This is a genomic window from Streptomyces sp. CA-179760 (assembly GCF_050937045.1).
GTDB lineage: Bacteria > Actinomycetota > Actinomycetes > Streptomycetales > Streptomycetaceae > Streptomyces.
Genome location: NZ_JBNJLZ010000001.1, coordinates 8548392 through 8564900, shown reverse-complemented (window position 1 = coordinate 8564900; position 16509 = coordinate 8548392). Strand labels below are relative to the sequence as shown.

The 16509-nt window shown below is 72.3% G+C and carries 13 protein-coding genes and 3 pseudogenes; 11 read left to right on the top strand and 5 right to left on the bottom strand.

Annotated features, from left to right (window positions below; all coding sequences use genetic code 11):
- Positions 1–10: 10 nt before the first annotated feature.
- The 5 genes and pseudogenes from egtA (at position 11) to ACQEV8_RS38635 (ending at position 4732) form a co-directional block, all read left to right on the top strand.
- Positions 11–1311 (top strand): annotated as a pseudogene (gene egtA / locus ACQEV8_RS38655) (ergothioneine biosynthesis glutamate--cysteine ligase EgtA).
- Entirely contained in the window at positions 1308–2645 is a 1338-nt protein-coding gene (gene egtB / locus ACQEV8_RS38650) for an ergothioneine biosynthesis protein EgtB (RefSeq protein ID WP_432970364.1), read from the top strand. Before egtA ends, egtB begins: the two are co-directional and overlap by 4 nt.
- A complete protein-coding gene (gene egtC, locus ACQEV8_RS38645) occupies positions 2645–3436 on the top strand; it encodes an ergothioneine biosynthesis protein EgtC (RefSeq protein ID WP_432970361.1) in 792 nt (263 codons plus the stop codon). Before egtB ends, egtC begins: the two co-directional genes overlap by 1 nt.
- On the top strand, positions 3433–4395 hold the full coding sequence (egtD, locus tag ACQEV8_RS38640) for an L-histidine N(alpha)-methyltransferase (RefSeq protein WP_432970358.1): 963 nt from the start codon (positions 3433–3435) through the stop codon (positions 4393–4395). Before egtC ends, egtD begins: the two co-directional genes overlap by 4 nt.
- Before the next feature lie 121 nt (positions 4396–4516).
- Positions 4517–4732: a dodecin gene (locus tag ACQEV8_RS38635; protein ID WP_432970355.1), complete on the top strand. Its 216-nt coding sequence runs from the start codon at positions 4517–4519 to the stop codon at positions 4730–4732.
- Between the two features lie 41 nt (positions 4733–4773).
- Here the strand turns inward: ACQEV8_RS38635 and ACQEV8_RS38630 are convergent, their stop codons facing one another.
- Positions 4774–5268, bottom strand: a complete 495-nt coding sequence (locus tag ACQEV8_RS38630) for an LNS2 domain-containing protein (RefSeq protein ID WP_432970352.1) — start codon at positions 5266–5268, stop codon at positions 4774–4776.
- Positions 5269–5380: 112 nt separating this feature from the next.
- Between ACQEV8_RS38630 and ACQEV8_RS38625 the strand changes: the two genes are divergently transcribed.
- The 4 genes from ACQEV8_RS38625 to rpmF all read left to right on the top strand — a co-directional run bounded on the left by ACQEV8_RS38625 (position 5381) and on the right by rpmF (position 9203).
- Entirely contained in the window at positions 5381–6589 is a 1209-nt protein-coding gene (locus ACQEV8_RS38625; protein WP_432970349.1) for a right-handed parallel beta-helix repeat-containing protein, read from the top strand.
- A gap of 300 nt (positions 6590–6889) precedes the next feature.
- Positions 6890–7336 carry a DUF485 domain-containing protein gene (locus tag ACQEV8_RS38620; RefSeq protein WP_432970346.1) on the top strand — a complete coding sequence of 149 codons (447 nt, stop codon included), beginning with the start codon at positions 6890–6892 and terminating at the stop codon, positions 7334–7336.
- Positions 7333–8928 carry a cation acetate symporter gene (locus ACQEV8_RS38615; RefSeq protein WP_432973312.1) on the top strand — a complete coding sequence of 532 codons (1596 nt, stop codon included), beginning with the start codon at positions 7333–7335 and terminating at the stop codon, positions 8926–8928. Before ACQEV8_RS38620 ends, ACQEV8_RS38615 begins: the two co-directional genes overlap by 4 nt.
- A gap of 104 nt (positions 8929–9032) precedes the next feature.
- Complete coding sequence (gene rpmF / locus ACQEV8_RS38610) at positions 9033–9203, top strand: 50S ribosomal protein L32 (protein ID WP_381456582.1); 171 nt, start codon at positions 9033–9035, stop codon at positions 9201–9203.
- Here the strand turns inward: rpmF and ACQEV8_RS38605 are convergent.
- Positions 9186–9896 carry a nucleotidyltransferase domain-containing protein gene (locus ACQEV8_RS38605; protein ID WP_432970342.1) on the bottom strand — a complete coding sequence of 237 codons (711 nt, stop codon included), beginning with the start codon at positions 9894–9896 and terminating at the stop codon, positions 9186–9188. The genes rpmF and ACQEV8_RS38605 overlap by 18 nt on opposite strands.
- A gap of 134 nt (positions 9897–10030) precedes the next feature.
- On the opposite strand from ACQEV8_RS38605, the gene ACQEV8_RS38600 reads away from it, so the two are divergent.
- Both ACQEV8_RS38600 and ACQEV8_RS38595 read left to right on the top strand, forming a co-directional pair.
- Complete coding sequence (locus ACQEV8_RS38600; RefSeq protein ID WP_432970339.1) at positions 10031–11017, top strand: LLM class flavin-dependent oxidoreductase; 987 nt, start codon at positions 10031–10033, stop codon at positions 11015–11017.
- Between the two features lie 11 nt (positions 11018–11028).
- Positions 11029–13403 (top strand): annotated as a pseudogene (locus ACQEV8_RS38595) (ABC transporter).
- A 4-nt stretch (positions 13404–13407) separates the two neighbouring features.
- Here the strand turns inward: ACQEV8_RS38595 and ACQEV8_RS38590 are convergent.
- From ACQEV8_RS38590 to ACQEV8_RS38580, 3 genes and pseudogenes are all read right to left on the bottom strand, one after another.
- Positions 13408–14582 (bottom strand): annotated as a pseudogene (locus ACQEV8_RS38590) (alanine--tRNA ligase-related protein).
- Between the two features lie 114 nt (positions 14583–14696).
- Entirely contained in the window at positions 14697–15629 is a 933-nt protein-coding gene (locus tag ACQEV8_RS38585; protein ID WP_432970336.1) for a lysophospholipid acyltransferase family protein, read from the bottom strand.
- Positions 15629–16396: a GNAT family N-acetyltransferase gene (locus ACQEV8_RS38580; protein WP_432970333.1), complete on the bottom strand. Its 768-nt coding sequence runs from the start codon at positions 16394–16396 to the stop codon at positions 15629–15631. Before ACQEV8_RS38580 ends, ACQEV8_RS38585 begins: the two co-directional genes overlap by 1 nt.
- Between the last annotated feature and the right edge of the window lie 113 nt (positions 16397–16509).

The following is a 16509-nucleotide window of genomic DNA, read 5'->3' as shown; positions in this document are numbered from 1 at the left end:
GGATCCCGACATGTCCGATTCGGCGAGTGGCTGTACCGAGCCACACACCGCCCTGTCCGCTGCAGACGTCGAGGCCCTGGTCCGCGGCATCTGCTTCAAAACCGGCCCGCCACGCCGCCTCGGGGTCGAGGTGGAATGGCTCGTCCACGAGCTGCGCGCACCGCAGCTCCCCGTCACACCCGAACGGCTCGAAGCGGCCTACGCCGCGGTACGGAACCTGCCTCTGAGGTCGGCGCTCACCGTGGAGCCCGGCGGCCAGCTTGAGCTGAGCTCGCCCCCGCCTCCTCGCTGACGGAGTGCATCGGTACCGTCTCCGCCGACCTCGACGCCGTCCGCACGGTTCTTCGCGAGGACGGCCTCGCGCTCGTCGGCCTCGGCCAGGATCCCTGGCACGAACCCCGCCGGTTCCTGCGCGAACCGCGCTACGACGCCATGGAGGCCTGCCTGGACCGTACGGGCCCCTCCGGCCGCGCCATGATGTGCACCTCCGCCTCCGTGCAGGTGTGCCTCGACGCCGGCCACGAGGAGCCCGGGCCCCTCGGCCTGGTGCGGCGCTGGTGGCTGGCCCATCATCTGGGCCCGGTCCTGGTGGCCGCTTTCGCCAGCTCCCCGCTCGCCGGTCACCGGCCGACCGGCTGGATGTCCTCCCGGCAGTTGCTGTGGACGCGGATCGGCACCGGCCGGGCGGGCGGACCGCCCCTGGACAGCGACCCGCGCGGCGCCTGGGCCCGGCACGTGCTGGACTCCCCCGTGATGTGCGTACGGCGGGAGAGCGCGCCCTGGGACGTCCCGGAAGGGCTCACCTTCCGGGAGTGGATCCGGACAGGGATGCCGAGACCACCCACGAGGGAGGACCTCGACTACCACGTGACGACGCTGTTTCCGCCGGTCAGGCCCCGCGGCCACCTGGAACTGCGCATGATCGACGCGCAGCCCGGGGACGACGGCTGGATCGTGCCGCTGGCCGTGACGGCGGCGCTGTTCGACGACCCGGAGGCCGCCGAGACCGCCTACCGGGCCGTGAAGCCGCTGGCCGAGCGGACGCTGGGGCTGCCCGCGCCGCACAATCCGCTGTGGCTCGACGCGGCCCGCAGCGGGCTGGCCGACGCCGAACTGCGCGAGGTGGCCGTCACGTGCTTCACGACCGCGCTGGACGCCCTGCCCCGGCTCGGCGCCGAGCCCGAGGTCCTGGAAGCCGTCTCGGCCCATCTGGACCGCTATGTCGTCCGGGGCCGCTGCCCCGCCGACGACCTGCTCGACCGACAGCGCGCCACGGACGGCCGTGCGCACGGGAAGGACATCCGACCATGACCGACACCGATCCCGCCGTCGACATCGACACCGTCGACCCCGAGATGCTCCGCGAGCGCGCGGTCGCCTCGCTGGTGGTCGCCCGCGAGCGCACCACGCTGCTGACGAGCTGTGTCGAGGAGCCGGACCTGACCGCGCAGCACTCGCCGCTGATGTCTCCGCTGGTGTGGGACCTGGCGCACATCGGCAACCAGGAGGAGCAGTGGCTGCTGCGGGCCGTCGCCGGGCAGGAGGCGATACGGCCCGAGATCGACAGTCTCTACGACGCCTTCGAGCACCCGAGGGCCGAGCGGCCGAAGCTGCCGCTGCTGTCGCCCGGGGAGGCGCGCACCTACGCGGCCGACGTCCGGGGGCGGGCGCTGGACGTGCTGGAGCGGGCCGCGTTCCACGGGACGCGGCTGACGGAGGCCGGGTTCGCCTTCGGGATGATCGCGCAGCACGAACAGCAGCACGACGAGACCATGCTGATCACACATCAGCTGCGCAGGGGTCCGCAGGCCCTGACCGCGCCCGACCCGGAGCCGGCGCCGCTGTTCACCGGCCCGTCCGAAGTCCTGGTCCCGGGCGGCCCGTTCACGATGGGCAGCTCCGGCGAGCCGTGGGCCCTCGACAACGAACGCCCGGCGCACCGGCGCGAGGTCGCGCCGTTCCACATCGACACCACACCGGTGACGAACGGCGCGTACCAGGCCTTCATCGAGGACGGCGGCTACGACGACTCGCGCTGGTGGACGGCGGACGGCTGGGCCCACATCCGCCGGAACTCCATCACGCACCCGCTGTACTGGCGGCGGGACGGCAGGCAGTGGCTGCGCCGGCGCTTCGGCCTCACCGAGGTCGTACCGCCCGACGAGCCGGTGCTGCACGTGTGCTGGTACGAGGCCGACGCCTACGCCCGCTGGGCCGGGCGCCGGCTGCCCACCGAGGCCGAGTGGGAGAAGGCGGCCCGGTACGACCCGGCCGGCGACCGTTCCATGCGCTACCCGTGGGGCGACGCCGATCCGGGCCCCGAGCACGCCAACCTCGGCCAGCGGCATCTGCGTCCGGCGCCCGCCGGGAGCTACCCGGCCGGCGAGTCCCCGCTCGGCGTACGGCAGTTGATCGGCGACGTGTGGGAGTGGACGTCGAGCGACTTCCTGCCGTACCCGGGGTTCAAGGCGTTCCCGTACAAGGAGTACTCGGAGGTCTTCTTCGGGTCCGACTACAAGGTGCTGCGCGGCGGTGCGTTCGCGGTGGACGCGGTGGCCTGCCGGGGCACGTTCCGCAACTGGGACCATCCGATCCGGCGGCAGATCTTCTCCGGGTTCCGCACGGCCCGCTCGGAGGATGTCTGATGTGCCGTCACGTGGCGTACGTGGGCCCGGACGAGCCGCTCGGGCGGCTCCTGGTGGGTCCCCCGCACGGCCTGTACCGGCAGTCGTGGGCACCCCGGCGGCAGCGGTACGGGACGGTCAACGCCGATGGTTTCGGCGTCGGCTGGTACGCCGAGGGTGATCCGGTGCCGGCTCGCTACCGCCGGGCCGGGCCGATCTGGGCGGATCTGTCCTTCGCCGATCTCGCCCGGGTCGTCCGGACGAACGCGCTGCTCGCGGCGGTGCGGGACGCGACCCTGTCGGGCGCGGACGCGGAGGCCGCGGCGGCGCCGTTCGCCGCGGGGACCTGGCTGTTCAGCCACAACGGCGCGGTCAAGGGCTGGCCGGGTTCGCTCGCGCCGGTGTCCCGGAGCCTGCCACCGGAGGACCTGCTGTCGCTGGAGGCCCGCAACGACTCGGCGCTCGCGTGGGCGCTGGTGCTCGCCCGGCTGCGCGGCGGCGACGAGGAGGGCCAGGCGCTGGCCGACACGGTCCTGGAGGTCGCCGCCGCGGCCCCGGGGTCCCGGCTCAACCTCCTGCTCCACAACGGCGACACCATCACCGCGACGGCCTGGGGCGACACCCTCTGGTACCTCACCCGGCCGGGCGGCGGCACGGTCGTGGCCTCCGAGCCCTACGACGACGATCCGCACTGGCAGGAGGTCCCCGACCGCACCCTCCTCGCGGCGAGCCCCACGGACGTGCTGCTCACACCGCTGAAGGAGCCGGCCGGCCCCCTCGTCCCCGCATCACCGAAGGAGCCCCGTACGTGAGCCCGTTCCGCCTCACCCGCACCCTGCCCGAGGACGCCACGGACGCCGCGCTGCGCGCCGACGTCCACCGGGGCCTGACCGGCACCCCCAAGACGCTGCCGCCGAAGTGGTTCTACGACGCGCACGGCAGCGACCTGTTCGAGAAGATCACCGAACTGCCCGAGTACTACCCGACGCGCGCCGAACGGGAGATCCTGCTCGCGCGCTCCGGCGACATCGCCGCGGCGACCCGGGCCCGCACCCTGGTCGAGCTCGGCTCCGGTTCCTCCGAGAAGACGCGGCATCTGCTCGACGCCCTCACGGAGCTGCACACCTACGTCCCCGTCGATGTCAGCGGGAGCGCCCTCACCCAGGCCGGGCAGGCGCTCGCCGCCGAGCGGCCAGGGCTCGACGTGCACGCGCTGATCGCCGACTTCACGGCGGAACTGACGCTGCCGGACACTCCGGGGCCCCGGCTGGTGGCGTTCCTCGGCGGCACGATCGGCAATCTCCTGCCGGCCGAGCGCGCCGCGTTCCTGGCGTCCGTGCGGGGCATGCTGGCCCCGGGCGACGCCCTGCTGATGGGCACGGACCTGGTCAAGGACGAGGAGGTGCTGGTCCGGGCGTACGACGACGCGGCCGGGGTGACGGCCGCGTTCGACAAGAACGTGCTCACCGTGATCAACCGTGAGCTCGGCGGCGATTTCGAGCCCGCCGAATTCGACCACGTGGCCCTCTGGGACGCCGAGCACGAGTGGATCGAGATGCGGCTGCGGTCCCGTACGGCCCAGACGGTCAAGGTGCCGGCCCTCGGCCTCGCCGTCGACTTCGCGGCGGGCGAGGAACTGCGTACCGAGGTGTCGGCGAAGTTCCGGCAGGAGGGTGTGCGTACCGAACTGTCGGCGGCGGGGCTGGACCTGGCGCACTGGTGGACGGACGGTGCGGGCCGGTTCGCGCTGTCGCTGAGCATGGCGCGCTGACACCCGGCGGGCGACGTCTCGCGCTTCGCCGCCGTGTGGGGCACGGTGGAGTGACGCGTGGCACATCCGTCCCGGAACGTCACGGGAAGTCACTGAAATTCGGCAGAAGAGGAGCAGCGGTATGTCGGACCACACCTACCGGGTCACGGAGATCGTCGGGACCTCGCCCGAGGGCGTCGACGCGGCCATCCGCAACGGCATCGGCCGGGCCTCGCAGACGCTGCGCAACCTGGACTGGTTCGAGGTGACCCAGGTGCGCGGCCAGCTCGAGAACGGGCAGATCGCGCACTGGCAGGTGGGGCTCAAGGTGGGCTTCCGGCTGGAGGAGGGCGAGTAGGCCGTTCCCGGCGGGGGTGAGCGCTCCGTTCACCCCTGCTCTCAGGTCCGGCCTTCCCGCTCCTGCGCTTCCTTCAGCTCGGCGGACCGGGCCGCCCAGTCGGCCCGGACGACGGTGAAGCCCGCGCGCCGGGCGTCCTCGCAGACCAGTTCGTCGTCGTCCACGAGGGCGCGGATCTCACGCGTGCGGGCGAGCCGTCGCAGGATCTCCAGCTTGGTGACCCGGGCGGGCCTGCGGTCGGCGTTCGGCCGCATGTGGACGCGCCCCTCGGGCAGGCCTTGCGCGGCCAGCCAGTCGAGCGTGTCGCGCCGGCAGCGCTCGGGCCGGCCGGTGAGATAGACGATCTCGCACTCCCGCGCGTTCTCCCGGACCATCGCGATGCCCTCGGAGAGCGGCGGGTCCTGCGGCGCCGCCGCGAAGAACCCGTCCCAGTCCCGCGGCCTGCGCTCCAGGAACCGCTGCCGGTGCGCGGTGTCGGCGAGGGTGTTGTCCAGGTCGAACACGGCCAGCGGGGCTTTGCTGCGATCGTCACTCACACAGCCCACCTTAGGCCGTGTCCGCCCGGCGCTTCCCGTCGTCGCCCGGCAACCTTCGTCCGCCGGGCGGCCACTGCTCTGCGACATCCAGCAGGCAGAGGCGGGAGGCCGTATGCGCAACACGAGGATCTGGTCGGCGGCGGTGACAGGGGCGGCGCTGGCCATGGCGCTGGGTGGTCCGGCGGGGACGGCGGCCGGCGCGGGAACCACCCTGGTCGTGGCGCCGAACGGGGACGACTCCGCCCCCGGCACGCTCGCCCGGCCGCTGAAGACCATCCAGCGGGCGGTGGATCTGGCGAAGCCCGGCGACAGCATCAGCGTGCGCGGCGGGACGTACGCACTCACGGACAACATCACCGTCACCACCTCGGGGACCGCTTCCCAGCCCATCACCCTCGCCGCCCGCCCGGGCGAGCGTGTGGTCGTCGACGGCGAGAGACTGCCCGCGAGCCATACGCCCGTGGGCGGCAGCATCCCGCGCGCCGAGCGCGGAGCGGTCCACATGGAGGCGTCGTACTGGCGCATCTCGGATCTGGAGATCGTCAACGGCCCGTACGGGGTGTACTGCGACGGCTGCGACGGCAATGTCTTCTCGCGCCTGAGCACGCACGACAACTACGAGTCCGGCTTCCAGCTCCAGGGCGTCTCCAGCGGCAACCAGATCCTGAACCTGGACAGTTACGGCAACCGCGACCCGCGCAAGAACGGGGAGAGCGCCGACGGCCTGGCCGTCAAGGAGGGCAGCGGCACGGGCAACGTGGTGCGCGGCGCCCGGCTCTGGAACAACGTCGACGACGGCTTCGACGCCTGGGCGTTCGCCTCCCCCGTGACGATCGAGAACACGGTGGCGTACGGCAACGGATTCAACCGCTGGAACTTCCCCGACTTCGCGGGCGACGGCAACGGCTTCAAGCTCGGCGGCGGCAGCCCGGCTCCGGCGGTGGCCCACACCGTGCGCGAGAGCGTGGCCTTCAAGAACGCGAAACACGGCTTGACCGACAACGGCAACCCCGGCTCCCTCGCGCTGAGCCGCAACTCCACGTACGGCAACGCCGGTACGGGTTTCGACGCCGACGTCTCGGGCGGGACCGCCCGGCTCACCGGCAACCTGTCCATCGCTGACCAGCGTGCGGCGGCCGTCGGGACGAAGACGGTCGTCAGCGGCAACTCCTGGAACGTCGGCGGCACATGGAACGCCTCCTCGGTGCTGAGCACCGACCCGGGTCCGCTCACCGGCCCCCGGGCGGCGGACGGCTCGCTGCCGAAGGCGCCGGCGTTCCTCGTCCCACGGAACGGCACCGCCGTCGGCGCCCGTTTCTGATCCCGCTCATTTGAGACAGCCTGACCGGGCAAATGGTCCGGACTATTTGGCCGGGGATGTGAACGAGGCATGACCACAAGTCAATCGACCATCACAGTTGATGACTCAAGCACGGCACTGACATACTCCCCGTGGCCGTCCCCGCGATTCCGGACAGCGATTTCCGGTTTCACGAGCCCCCCACAGAGCCCGCACCCCCTCACCGTGTCCGGCGCCCCTTCCACCCTGCTCGAAAGCCGGACGCGACACCTCCCCGACAGGGTCGAGTGCGGGGCACGAAGCAGCGAAGAAGGTGCGCCTGTGCCCGAATTCCCACCACGGCGGGAAGACACTCCCACATTCCCGCTTCCGCACATCGAACACACACCGCCGTCTCGTATATCCGACCATCCCGAATTCCACTCACTGCGTCGCGCGCAGCGCCGGTTCGGCATCCGGGCGACGATCCTGTCCGCCGGCGGATTCCTGCTGTATGTGCTGCTGTCGGGTTTTGTTCCCGCGCTGATGAATCAGCCGCTGTTCGGCCACCTCACGATCGGACTCGCCCTCGGGCTCGGGCAGTTCGTCATCATGGGTGTGACCGCCTGGTGCTATGTCCGGCACATGCGCGACCGGGTCGATCCGCTCGCCCGCGGTCTCAGGTCCCGGCAGCACGAGAACGACAACCGCCGCGCCCGTTCGGCCGCGGCACCCCAGGGCGCCGGGCAGCCCCTCCAGCACGGCACGAGGGGGTTCCGCACGTGGTGACGACCGCCGCCGCCATCGACGACAGCAGCCTGCAGCTGACCTTCGTCCTGTTCCTGACCGTGGTCGTGATCACCCTGTTCACGGCCCTGCTGACGGCTCCTCAGCGCGACGAGATCAGCGAGTTCTACCTCGGCAACCGCACCATGTCGCCGTTGCGCAACGGCCTGGCGATGTGCGGCGACTACCTGTCCGCCGCCACCTTGCTGGGCAGCACCGGACTGGTCGCCCTGACCGGGTACGACGGACTGATGTACCTCGGCGGCACCACCGTCGCCTGGATGATGGTGCTGCTGCTGATCGCCGAACCTCTGCACCGCACGGGGAAGTTCACACTGGGCGACACGGTGGCACTGCGCCTGCCCCGGCAGCAGCGGCCGGTGCGGGTCGCCCTCGCGGTCTGCATCCTGGCCATCACGACGCTCTACCTGGTCGCGCAACTGGTCGGCAGTGTCGCGCTGTTGACACAGTTCACCGGAGCACCGAGCGCCACCACCCGCACCCTGTGCGTGGCCGTGATCGGAACGTTCGTGATCCTGTACGCCTCCCTCGGCGGCATGCCCGGCGCCACGGTCATCCAGATCATCAAGGCCGTGATGCTGGTGGTGGGCGTGCTGTTCACCGCGGGCTGGGTGCTGTACCACTTCGACTGGAACCCCAACGCGCTGCTCGAGAGGGCGGCCGAACGCAGCGGCACCGGCCTGCAATTCCTCGAACCCGGGCTGCGCTACGGCGGGACCGTCAGCAACAAGCTGGACTTCTTCAGCCTCGAACTGGCCATCGTCCTCGGCCTCGCCGCCCTCCCGCACGTGCTGATGCGGCTGCTCGCCCCGCGCAAGAGCAGCGTGCTTCGCTCCTCCGTCCTGTGGGCCGTCGGCCTGGTCGGCGCGGTCTGTTTCGGGGCCGGCATCCTCGGCCTCGGCGCCACCGCGCTCCTCGGCCGGGACACCATCGAGAACACGGACCGTACCGGCAACGCCTCCGTCCTGCTGCTCGCCCACGAACTGGGCGGCAGCGTGCTCACCGCGCTGCTGACCTGTCTGGCCTATCTGACCCTGCTCGCCGTGGCGGTGGGCCTGACCCTGGCCGCGGCCTCGTCCCTCGCGCACGACCTGTACAGCGAGGTGATCCGCAAGGGCCAGGCCAGCGAGACGGAGGAACTGACCGTTGCCCGGCTGTCGGGAGCGGTCATCGGCATCCTCGGCATCCTGCTGGCCCTCGTCGCCTGGGGGGCGAACACCGCGACGCTCGCCTTCCTCGCCTTCGCCATCGCGGCGTCCGCGATCCTTCCTACGATCATCTACACCCTCTTCTGGCGGCGCTTCACCGCGAAGGGGGCGCTGCTCAGCCTCTACGGCGGCCTGGCCACCTCCGTCCTGCTCGCCGTGTTCTCCCCCGTCGTCTCCTCCGCCCCGGCCTCCTTCTACCCCGACGTCGACTTCGCCTGGTTCCCTCTCCAGAACCCGGGCATCGTCTCCATCCCCGCGGGCTTCCTGCTGGGCTGGCTCGGCACGGTGACGGACAAGGGCCCGGCCGAGGAGACCACCACGCACGAGGAGTTCGAGGTGCGGATGCTGGTGGGCGCCGACGACTGACGCACACCAGGGACACCGGCGGCCGGGCACTCGGGGACGCACATTGTTAATGGGATCCATTTTCATGTAGCGTCCTCGGTGCCCGTCCACCGAGGAGGAGTCCCATGGCTGTCCCGAAGCGGAAGATGTCCCGCAGCAACACCCGCCACCGCCGCGCCCAGTGGAAGGCGACCACGCCGGCCCTGGTCCCGGTCACGGTCGACGGCGTCCGCCACCTCGTGCCGCAGAACCTGGTCAGGGCCTACGAGCGCGGGCTGCTACGCCCGGACGGCTGAGCTCGCCGCCTCCGCGTAGAAGTGCGCGCGGACCCGGCGCAGCCATGCCTCGACCGGCGCCTCGTCGGGCTGGTCCGGCAGCACCGTGGGGCCGGCGTCGAATGCAGCCTCGTAGTGTCTGAGCAGGGGCAGCGCGACGGACGGGTCGGCGGCGACGCGCTCCCCGAAGGCGTGGTACTCCTCCGGGTTCTCGACGCGGATCGCCAACCGCCCGGTGGTGTACAGCTCCAGGCCCTGCCCGCACAGCCTCTTGAGATGCCGGGCGTGCTTCGCGGTGCGCCTGCGGGTGTCCGCCGAGAACGAGCCGTCGCCGCGCGCCTCGAGCCGCCGGAACTGCTGGGTGGCGTAGCCGAGGTAGGCGTCCCTGACGCGCCGGGCGCACAGGAAGGCCGTACGGATGCCGATGAGCTCGTCGCCGAGCGGGGTCCGCACCTCGTACAGCTCGTCCGGGAGCCACGCCAGCTCCATCGCGGTCGGATTGCCGCCCAGGGCGAGCCGGCACCATTTGGCGGCCTCGTGCAGCGTGCTGTCCGGCGCCGTGCCGACGTGGGACTCCTTGGGCCTGTGCAGACCGTGCAGCTCTGCGGTGGGCGCCGCGAACATGCCGAGGCGGTCGACGTCGGAGCCCTCGCGGGCGAGTCCGTACGCGGTCGATCCGACGATGCCGGAGAGCAGGACGTGGGGGACGGTCACGGTCGGCCGCCTTTCACTACGGGATACCAGGACATTGTCCTGACCTGCCAGGACACGGTCATCCGGTTTTCCGGCGGTGGTCCCCGCGCCCCGGCGGCGGAATACCGGCGGCCCCGTGCGGCGTAGAACCTCGTATGGAACCAGTACGCCTGTCCGTCCTCGACCGCTCCCGCACCCGCGAGGGCCACACCCACCCCGAGGCGCTGCGGGACACCGTGCGGCTGGCCGGGGAGCTGGAGCGGCTCGGGTATCACCGGGTATGGGTGTCGGAGCATCACGGCGTTCCCGGGGTCGCCGGGTCCGCGCCGACCGTGCTGGCCGCCGCCGTCGCCGCGGCGACCCGGACGATCCGGGTGGGTACCGGCGGTGTGATGCTGCCCAATCACCGGCCGCTGGTCGTGGCCGAGCAGTTCGGGGTGCTCGAGTCGCTGTTCCCCGGTCGGATCGACATGGGCCTGGGCCGGTCCGTCGGTTTCACGGACGGGGTGCGCAGGGCCCTGGGCCGCGACAAGGACGACGCCGAGGACTTCGAGGCCCAGCTGCGGGAGCTGCTCGGCTGGTTCCGGGGCACCTCCCCCACCGGGGTCCATGCCCGCCCCGCCGAGGGGCTGACCGTGCCGCCGTTCGTCCTGGCCATGGGCGAGGGCGCCGGGATCGCCGCCCGCGCGGGCCTGCCCATGGTCATCGGCGATCTGCGGAACCGGGAAAAGATGCGTCGCGGCATCGACCACTACCGCGACCACTTCCGCCCCTCCGTCTGGGCGCCGGAACCGTACGTCGTCATCTCGGGGACGATCGCTGTGGCCGCCACCCCCGAGGAGGCCCGGCGGCTGCTCGTCCCGGAGGCCTGGGCGATGGCGTACTCCCGTACCCACGGCACCTTCCCTCCCCTGCCGCCCGCCGAGCGCGTCGAGGCGCTCACCATGACGGCCAAGGAGCACGGCTTCTACACGTCCGGGCTCACCGGCCACATCGCCGGCACCGAGGAGCAGGTCGCCGACGAACTGGAGACGGTACTGAAGGAGACCGGGGCGCAGGAGGTCCTGGTCACCACCAGCACGTACGACCGCGAGGCCCTGCTGGACTCCTACCGGCGGCTGGCCGCGATCACCTCCGGTTAGAGTCGTTTCCCATGCACGACCGCGACCCTCATGACCCGTTCGTCCGCGTCCGCGGCGCCCGCGAGCACAACCTCCAGGGCGTCGACGTCGACATCCCTCGGGACGTGCTGGCCGTGTTCACCGGCGTGTCCGGCTCGGGCAAGTCGTCCCTGGCGTTCGGCACGATCTACGCGGAGGCCCAGCGGCGCTACTTCGAGTCGGTCGCGCCGTACGCGCGCCGGCTGATCCACCAGGTCGGCGCCCCGAAGGTCGGGGAGATCACCGGTCTGCCCCCGGCCGTCTCGCTCCAGCAGCGCCGCGCGGCTCCCACCTCGCGCTCCTCCGTCGGCACCGTCACCAACCTCTCCAACTCCCTGCGCATGCTGTTCTCCCGCGCCGGCACCTACCCGCCCGGTGCCGAGCGCCTCGACTCCGACGCGTTCTCGCCCAACACGGCGGCCGGGGCCTGCCCGGAGTGTCACGGGCTCGGGCAAGTGCACCGTACGAGCGAGGAGTTGCTGGTCCCCGACCCGTCGCTGTCGATCCGCGAGGGTGCCGTCGCCGCCTGGCCGGGCGCCTGGCAGGGCAAGAACCTGCGGGACATCCTCGACGCGCTCGGCCACGACGTGGACCGGCCGTTTCGGGAGCTGCCCGCCGCGGCCCGGGAGTGGATCCTGTTCACGGACGAGCAGCCGGTCGTCACCGTGCACCCGGTGCGGGACGCCGACCGCATCCAGCGGCCGTACCAGGGCACGTACATGAGCGCCCGGCGGTACGTGATGAAGACCTTCTCGGACTCCAAGAGCCCGACCCTGCGAGCGAAGGCCGAACGGTTCCTGGCCAGTGCGCACTGCCCGGCCTGCGGCGGGAGCCGGCTGCGCCCCGAGGCACTCGCCGTGACGTTCGGCGGCCGTACCATCGCCGAACTGGCCGCCCGGCCGCTCGTGGAGCTGGCCGCCGGTCTCGACGCGACATCGGAGACCGCCCGGGTCCTCACCGCCGACCTCTCGTCCCGGATCGCGCCCGTCGTCGAGCTGGGCCTCGGCTACCTCAGCCTCGACCGGCCCACCCCACCCTCTCCGCCGGCGAACTGCAGCGCCTGCGCCTCGCCACCCAGCTGCGCTCCGGCCTGTTCGGCGTCGTCTACGTCCTCGACGAGCCGTCGGCCGGGCTGCACCCGGCGGACACCGAGGCACTTCTCACGGTGCTGGAGCGGCTGAAGTCGGCCGGGAACTCGGTGTTCGTGGTGGAGCACCACCTCGATGTCGTACGCGGCGCGGACTGGCTGGTGGACGTGGGCCCGGAGGCGGGCGAGCACGGCGGGCGGGTGCTGCACAGCGGCCCGGTGGGGGAGCTGGCAGCGGTCGAGGAGTCGGCCACGGCACGCTATCTGTTCGACCGCTCCCCCGCTCCGGCCCGGGAGCTCCGCGCACCGAGCGGGTGGCTGAAGACCGGCCCGGTCACGCGGCACAACCTGCGCGGTGTGACCGCCGACTTCCCGCTCGGCGTGTTCACGGCGGTCACCGGGGTGTCCGGCTCCGGCAAGTCCACGCTCATCGGCGAGATCACCGAGGACACGGCGGGCACCGCGGGGGTGGACCGGCTGGTCTCGGTCGACCAGAGGCCCATCGGGCGCACCCCGCGCTCGAACCTCGCGACCTACACCGGTCTCTTCGACGTGGTGCGCAAGGTGTTCGCGGCGACCGACGGGGCGCGCGAACGGGGCTTCGGGGTCGGCCGGTTCTCCTTCAACGTGGCTGGGGGTGCCCCCTCTGGGGGAGGACGGTGTGAGACCTGCCAGGGCGAGGGCTTCGTCAGCGTGGAGCTGCTGTTCCTGCCGAGCACGTACGCGCCCTGCCCGGACTGCGGCGGGGCCAGGTACAACCCGCTGACGCTGGAAGTGACGTACCGGGGGCGGGACATCGCGCAGGTGCTGGACCTGACGGTGGAGAGCGCGGCGGAGTTCTTCGCGGACACCCCGGCCGTGGCCCGCAGCCTGGGCACCCTGCTGGACGTGGGCCTCGGCTATCTGCGCCTCGGCCAGCCCGCGACCGAACTGTCCGGCGGCGAGGCGCAGCGCATCAAGCTGGCGAGCGAGCTGCAGCGCGGCCGGCGCGGCCACACGCTCTACCTCCTCGACGAGCCGACCACCGGTCTCCACCCGGCCGACGTGGACGTACTCATGCGCCAGCTGCACGGCCTCGTCGACGCCGGGCACACGGTGATCGTCGTCGAGCACGACATGTCCGTCGTCGCGCGCGCGGACTGGGTGATCGACCTCGGGCCTGGCGGCGGCGACGCGGGCGGCCGGATCGTGGCGGCGGGGCCGCCCGCGGAGGTGGCCCGGGCTGAGCCGAGCGCCACGGCACGGTATCTGGGCCGGGCGCTCGGCCGGGAGCGGTCGTAGCCCGTCAGCGGGTGGCGAGCAGGCCGGCGACGAGGTCCCGGGGCAGGCCGTGGGTGTCGTGGAGGTAGTCGTAGTCCTCTTCGCTGAGCGGTCCCCGGTACTCGGGCCGGGACAGCAGACGGCTTCCCCGTTCGAGGAGTTTGCCGAACCGCTGTTCCTCGTCGAGGAGGACCTCCCGGACGAGGCCGGGGCCGACGGACTGGCGGAAGTGGCCGAGGGTGTGCTCGATCAGCTCCGGGGCAGGTCGGCGAGTGTGCGGGAGGAGTCGCCGCGCCCGAGTGTGGTCAGGAGACGGCGGATCAGCCGGCGCAGGACGTAGCCGCGGCCGGTGTTCGACGGCCGTACGCCGTCGCCCAGCACGACGACGCCGGCCCGCAGGTGGTCGCTGACCAGGCGGGTCGACGGTCCGTCCAGGCCCCACAGCGAGGGCACGGTCCGCATCCACGGTGCGAAGAGGTCCGTGTCGTAGACCGACCGGTGTCCTTGCAGGACGGCGACCAGTCGTTCAAGGCCCATACCGGTGTCGACGCCGGGCTGCCGCAGGGGGACGAGAGTGCCGTCGGTGTGGCGCTCGTAGCGCATGTGGACGTGGTTCCAGAGTTCCGTCCAGCGAGGGTCGGTGCCCGGGCTGCCCTGGGGCGGGGTGCCGGCCTCGCCGGTCCAGACGAAGATCTCCGAGTCGGGGCCGCAGGGGCCGGCCGGGCCGTTGGACCACCAGTTCTCCTCCCCGGCCCGCTCCACCGGCAGCCCCAGCTCCTCCCAGACGCGCAGCGAATCCGTGTCGGGACCGGCCTGCTCCGATCCGCCGAAGACCGTGACGTGCAACCGCTCGCGCGGGATGCCGAATCCGTCGTGCAGCAGCTCGTATCCCCAGCGAAGGGACTGGGCGTGGTCGTAGTCGCCCAGCGACCAGGAGCCGAGCATCTGGAACACCGTCAGGTGCGTGGTGTCGCCGATCTCGTCCAGGTCGGTGGTGCGCAGGCAGCGCTGGAGGTTGACCAGCCGCGGCCCCTGGGGATGCGGGCGGCCCAGCAGATACGGCGTGAGGGGCTGCATGCCGGCCGTGGTGAACAGCACCGGGTCCGAGGGCGGGGGCAGCAGTGTGCTGCCGGTGATCAGCCGGTGTCCGCGCTCGCGGAAGAAGTCGTTGAACGTCCGTACGGTCCGATCCGTGTCCATGGCGGTCTCCTTGAGGTCGGGGGACCGGAACGAACCGCGCGAGGGATACCGGAGAGTACGGAAGTACGGGGGTCCTGGCGGTCCGTTTCCGGCCGCCGGGAAGGGGTGACGAGGTCAGGCGTCGGCAGCCGGTGAGCTGGTCGCTCGCGCGGCTGCGGCGTCGGTGCGCTTGATGACCTCCATGGATCCGACGGTAACAGCGGGCGCCGGGAGAGTCGCGGGATTTCTCGTGCCGCCGTACGGCCGGGTCACCAGTGCGGCGTGGGTCCAGGCCGGCTGGGCGGGCCGCGCCGGCTGGGCGGCCCGGGCGAGCGAGCGCCGGTCGGGGTGGGCGCCCGGGGGTATGACGTCCTGGACGTCCACGTCGGCCACCAGCCCGCGTGCCGACACCACCCGCCAGACCGAGGCCGGCAGCGTGTCGTCACCGACGAAGGCGGGCGCGGTGCTGGTGGGCCCGCCGGCGATCCGGTACCGCAGACGCACCGGCTGGACGGCGGCCCCCGCGTCCAGCGCGGCCTGGAAGACCGCTCGGCGGAAGACGCCCTGGGAGCGGCCGCACCAGGTGCTGCCCTCGGGGAAGACTCCGACGGCGCGGCCGTCGCGCAGCACCTCGGCGATCCGGGCGACGGTGTCCGGCAGGGCCCGCAGCCGGTCGCGGTCGATGAACAGGACGCCGCCGCGCGCGGCCAGCGGCCCGGCGACGGGCCACCGCCGCACCTCGGTCTTGGCCAGCATCCGGGCGGGACGTACGGCGGCGAGCAGCGGGATGTCCAGCCAGGAGATGTGGTTGGCGACCAGCAGCAGTCCGCCGGAGGGTGCGGCGGCGCCGGTGATGCGGACCCGGACCCCTGCGGCCCGCACGATCCACCGGCACCACCGCCGGACCAGGGACGCCGGTACCCGTGCTCCGAACGGCGTCAGCACGATCCCGGCGAGGACGAGCAGGACGACAGCGGCGAGCCGCAGCACGGCCCACGGCGCGGCCCTCGCCACCGGTTCGACGCAGGTCCGGGGCGTACAGGGCGCGAGGGGCAGCCAGGCGCTCATCAGGCCGGAACGAGGGAGAGGAAGTGCCGCAGGTAGCGCGAGTTGACCCGGCTCATCGGCAGCAGCACGTACAGGTCGGCGACGCCGAAGTCCGGGTCGTGGGCCGGTTCGCCGCACACCCAGGCGCCGAGGCGCAGGTAGCCGCGCAGCAGGGCGGGCAGTTCGACGCGGGCGGCGGGTGCGGGACCAGGGATCCACGGCAGCAGCGGCTGGACGCGGAATTCGCGCGGCGACAGGTGCTTGTCGTTCACCCGGTCCCAGGTGGCGGAGGCGAGAGCGCCGCCGTCGGCGAGCGGGATGGAGCAGCAGCCGGCGAGCCACTCGTGGCCGCGGTCGACCATGTAGCGGGCGATACCGGCCCAGATGAGGCTGATGACCGCGCCGTCGCGGTGGTCGGGGTGCACACAGGAGCGGCCGACCTCGACGAGGTCCGGCCGGATCCCGCCGAGGGAGGTCAGATCGAACTCGCTCTCGGAGTACAGCCGCCCGGCGACCGCCGCGCGCTCCGGCGGCAGCAGCCGGTAGGTGCCGACGACCTGGCCGGTCGTCTCCTCGCGGACGAGCAGGTGGTCGCAGTACGCGTCGAACGAGTCGGCGTCGAGGCCCGGCTGCGGGCCGGTCAGCAGGGCGCCCAGCTCCCCTGCGAAGACGTCGTGCCGCAGCCGCTGCGCGGCACGCACATCCTCCTCGTTCCGGGCGAGGGAAACGGTGTAGCGGGTGGGGGCCGTGGGCTGCGCGGGGCGGTCGACGGTCAGTACGCCGGTCATGGCTCTCTCCTGGTCAGGGCCGGAGGCGGCGAGCGGTGCCGCCGCCCCCTGTTGTGCCCATGCCGCCTGTCGTGCGCGTGACGAGTGCCAGGAGCCCGGATGCCGGGAGGTTG

Bases quoted from the DNA above. Each gene is read 5' to 3' on its own strand.
- egtC (WP_432970361.1), top strand. From the start codon at position 2,645: ATGTGCCGTCACGTGGCGTACGTGGGCCCGGACGAGCCGCTCGGGCGG.
- ACQEV8_RS38585 (WP_432970336.1), bottom strand. From the start codon at position 15,629: ATGAGCGCCTGGCTGCCCCTCGCGCCCTGTACGCCCCGGACCTGCGTC.
- ACQEV8_RS38580 (WP_432970333.1), bottom strand. From the start codon at position 16,396: ATGACCGGCGTACTGACCGTCGACCGCCCCGCGCAGCCCACGGCCCCC.
- ACQEV8_RS38635 (WP_432970355.1), top strand. From the start codon at position 4,517: ATGTCGGACCACACCTACCGGGTCACGGAGATCGTCGGGACCTCGCCC.
- ACQEV8_RS38600 (WP_432970339.1), top strand. From the start codon at position 10,031: ATGGAACCAGTACGCCTGTCCGTCCTCGACCGCTCCCGCACCCGCGAG.
- ACQEV8_RS38625 (WP_432970349.1), top strand. From the start codon at position 5,381: ATGCGCAACACGAGGATCTGGTCGGCGGCGGTGACAGGGGCGGCGCTG.
- egtB (WP_432970364.1), top strand. From the start codon at position 1,308: ATGACCGACACCGATCCCGCCGTCGACATCGACACCGTCGACCCCGAG.
- rpmF (WP_381456582.1), top strand. From the start codon at position 9,033: ATGGCTGTCCCGAAGCGGAAGATGTCCCGCAGCAACACCCGCCACCGC.